The organism is Bacillus sp. 05T31 (assembly GCF_056396725.1).
The window spans coordinates 1-3593 of record NZ_JBFTMA010000462.1 but is presented as its reverse complement, the minus strand read 5'-3'; the positions used below and the strand labels follow the sequence as shown (position 1 = coordinate 3593).

The following is a 3593-nucleotide window of genomic DNA, read 5'->3' as shown; positions in this document are numbered from 1 at the left end:
CTTGTAACGCAATCCAATATCCGCTTCCTTCATCGCCTAAAATATGTCCCCATCCACCACTATACTCGTACACTTCTCCTTTCTTTCCAATACAAATTGCGCCTGTACCGCCAATCGTTAAAATTCCATCCTTCCCTTTTAAAGCAGCTGCATGTGCAATCATTGCGTCATTAAAAACTTCAATTTTCGTTTCATATTTCTTTATTAATCGTAATGTTAATTCATTTGTATTCGCTCCACTTATACCCGCTAACCCTAAACAAATACAAACGCAGTGCCCATCTATTAAAGCTTTCTTGCATTGATCGATCGCCTCCATAATATGCGAAACTGCTTTTTCATAATCTATTAATATATTTCCAAACCCACTCGTACCTCTTACAACTTCGTTTCCGTCTTGATCAAATGCAATTGCTTCTGTCTTCGTGCCCCCACCATCTACTCCAATCATATACTTCATATGTTCGCCTCATTTTCATCATCTTATTGGAGGGAATGTTATATTCCCTAAAACTACAGATTGCTTTGCACCTGTTGCGCTTGGCACATTACTCGGATTACGATGATGCGTTTCGTTTGCTAATATCGCAAAGGCGATTGCTTCTTTCGCCTCTGAAGAATAGCCTATATCTTCTTGAATGAATATCGCGCACTTTTCTTCCTTCAATCCATTTCGTATCATTTCAACAAGTGTACGATTATAACTGCCCCCACCACCTAAAATTACTTCATCGATTTCATAATACGGCAGAATAAACTCCTTATAATGATGAACAATTGAACTTGCTGTAAACATCGTGACAGTCGTCAAAAGATTTTCTTTACCATGCTTTTCAAACCGCTTCAATAATTCACTTACAAACTCTTCTCCAAACTGTTCTCTACCAGTTGATTTCGGTGGATTCATTTTCAAAAATGGATGGTTCATACAATATGTCAAAATTTCATCTACAACTACTCCTTGTTTTGCAATCCTACCATTTTGATCATATGGCAACTGAAATAATCTTTGACATACATCATCGATTACCATATTTCCTGGGCCAGTATCAAAAGCAATAACGCTCTTATCACTTAGATGACTTGGTATTACTGTAACATTACCGATTCCGCCAATATTTTGTAGTAATCTATTTTTAGTTTGATGACGATACAAAATGACCTCTGAATATGGCACAAGTGGCGCACCTTGTCCCCCTGCTGCCATATCCATCGTTCGAAAATTAGAGATAACCGTAGTGTTCGTTTCATACGCAATAACTGCTGGTTCCCCAATTTGAAATGTTGAAGAAATAATATTACCTTCTGGTGCTGGTTGATGATAAATCGTTTGTCCGTGAGAACCTATTAAATCTAATTGTTTTAGCGACAAATCAGCCTGTTTACAAACTTCCTTTACAGCATTGGCGAAACATAAACCAAGTTTAAAGTTCAAACTGCATATCAATTGAACATTAGATGTATCAATTGATAAAGCCTGCAGTATCTCATTTTTTATATCCTTACAAAATGGAACAGTAGTAAAATGTATGAGTTCGACTTTAGAATCTACACCGTTTCCTTCTATATGAACGAGCGCTACATCTATTCCGTCTAACGATGTACCGGACATTATCCCTGCAATATACATAATATACATGCCCCCTATTCACTAAAAAACAATTATGTAAGTAAACAACGTACAACCTACAGAAAACAATATAAATCTAAAAAACAACTGTGCTTTCGATGCAAACGATCCATCAATGAAAGAAACAACTACCGTAAGCAAAATACTTGCCGCAAAGCTTGTAACGAGCCATATACTATGCATTTGTGATAGATTTAGCATCCTTAATAAAGGTACGAAAAGTAAATTTGCACATATCACTCCAAATAACAACAAAAATACACCTTTATAGCTAAATTTTATATTCATTCTATTTCATCCTCTCTGGACTTAATGTGAAAGAAGTGATAGACAAAATGCCTATCACTCAAAAATAAAATATAAAACTTACGGATTAACAGATTCCCCATCACCATTTTTCTCAATTTCAAGCATGTTTTTGTCGTACATTTTAAAGAATGGTAGGTAAATAAGGAATGATATTGCTATATTTATAAAAACTAATACTACTGCACGCCAATCTCCACCTGTGGCTAAATACGCGCCAATTGGAGCTGGTAATGTCCACGGCGGCATAATATGTGTTGGCGTTACAAATCCCATCGCAGTTGCTGAATATGCAACAGTTGCTGTTACKAGTGGTGTAATGATAAACGGGATAATTAAAATTGGATTTAGTACAATCGGYAATCCGAAAATAACAGGTTCATTAATATTAAAAATACCAGGAACAATACAAGTTCTTGATAATGCTTTCGAATATTTTGATCGACCAAATACAATCATAGCTAATACAAGCCCTAACGTCGCACCAGAACCGCCAATCCATATAAACCATTGGTATAACGGCTCTGGTGATATGTATGGCAACTGATCTGCTCCACTAGCAACTGCTTCACCATTTTTCCCTAAGTATACTTCCCATAATGGCCGAGCAACAGTTCCAACAACCGACACACCATGGATTCCGAATGACCAAAAAAATGTAATTAAAAACACTGGAATGATTACACCGAAATAACTATCACCAGCTTTTACTAACGGTGCTGCTAATTTATCAACAACATGGTGGAAATCAATACTAAAAACGACAGTTACTAAACTCATTAAAATAATTACGAATGCAGCAGGTATAAGTGCTTCAAACGAACGTGAAACAGACGGCGGTACTTGTTCTGGCATTTTAATCATTACATTTTTCGTCTTACAAAATCTTAAAATCTCTACTGATAAAATAGATACGATCATCGTTACGAATAATCCATGCCCCCCGAGATTTGTCATCGGAAGCATAAATCCTTTTTTATCGATTAATTCGGGCGTCAATGTTAAAAGTAGTGAGCATACTGCTAACTGTGCCCCTGATAAAGCATCTAACTTATAACTTTTCGCTAAATTGTATCCTATACCAAATGCTATATATAAAGACATAATAAACATCGTTAAACGATATGGTATTAATATACTTGTTTGATTTTTCAATGCCCAAACTGATATGAAACTATCTTTCGGTAATGGTGGAAATGCTACTATTAAAAAGAAACTCCCTACGATAATAAATGGTAACGCCGAAATAACTCCATCACGGATTGCTTGTAAATGCCTCTGTTCAGAAAGCCTTGCCATCGGTCCAGATAAGTTTTTATCAAGAAACGTGACAAACTTATTCATAACGCTTCCCCCTAACTAATTAATTCATTTACAGTTTTTAATAAAGTCGGTCCACCAAGCGGCGTGTATGCTTGCGGCGGAATAATACCGCACGGAATAGATTCTTGTTCTGTAAGTTTTTTTACAGCGTCAAATCGATGTCTAACTTGAGGTGCAACCATTACAACATCCCAACCATTCTTTACTTCTTCCTCCACCTCACTTGTTCCAATAGCATGCACTTCCATGTTCATACCTTTTTTCTCTGCTTCTTTTTTTAAAGCGTTTACAACAATTGCGCTGGACATTCCTCCAGAACAAACGAATAAAACTT

Annotated in this window: 5 protein-coding genes; all 5 read right to left on the bottom strand. The window is 36.3% G+C overall.

Annotation, left to right across the window (positions count from 1 at the left end; genetic code table 11):
- Positions 1 to 460: BadF/BadG/BcrA/BcrD ATPase family protein (locus AC1DJR_RS21915; RefSeq protein ID WP_477003491.1), on the bottom strand; the 460-nt coding region annotated here is incomplete at its 3' end.
- An 18-nt stretch (positions 461 to 478) separates the two neighbouring features.
- The gene (anmK, locus tag AC1DJR_RS21910; RefSeq protein WP_113735042.1) at positions 479 to 1630 is read right to left on the bottom strand and encodes an anhydro-N-acetylmuramic acid kinase AnmK; all 1152 of its coding nucleotides are present in this window, start codon (positions 1628 to 1630) and stop codon (positions 479 to 481) included.
- 21 nt (positions 1631 to 1651) lie between these two features.
- Complete coding sequence (locus AC1DJR_RS21905) at positions 1652 to 1918, bottom strand: hypothetical protein (RefSeq protein ID WP_002136308.1); 267 nt, start codon at positions 1916 to 1918, stop codon at positions 1652 to 1654.
- A gap of 78 nt (positions 1919 to 1996) precedes the next feature.
- Positions 1997 to 3280 (bottom strand): PTS sugar transporter subunit IIC, encoded by a 1284-nt coding sequence (locus tag AC1DJR_RS21900; protein ID WP_429688695.1) that lies wholly within the window; start codon positions 3278 to 3280, stop codon positions 1997 to 1999.
- Between the two features lie 11 nt (positions 3281 to 3291).
- A partial coding sequence (locus AC1DJR_RS21895) for a PTS sugar transporter subunit IIB (protein ID WP_477003490.1) occupies positions 3292 to 3593 on the bottom strand: 302 nt, incomplete at its 5' end.

Excerpts from the sequence above, each read along its gene's own strand:
- anmK (WP_113735042.1), bottom strand. The coding sequence starts at position 1,630 with ATGTATATTGCAGGGATAATGTCCGGTACATCGTTAGACGGAATAGAT.
- AC1DJR_RS21905 (WP_002136308.1), bottom strand. The coding sequence starts at position 1,918 with ATGAATATAAAATTTAGCTATAAAGGTGTATTTTTGTTGTTATTTGGA.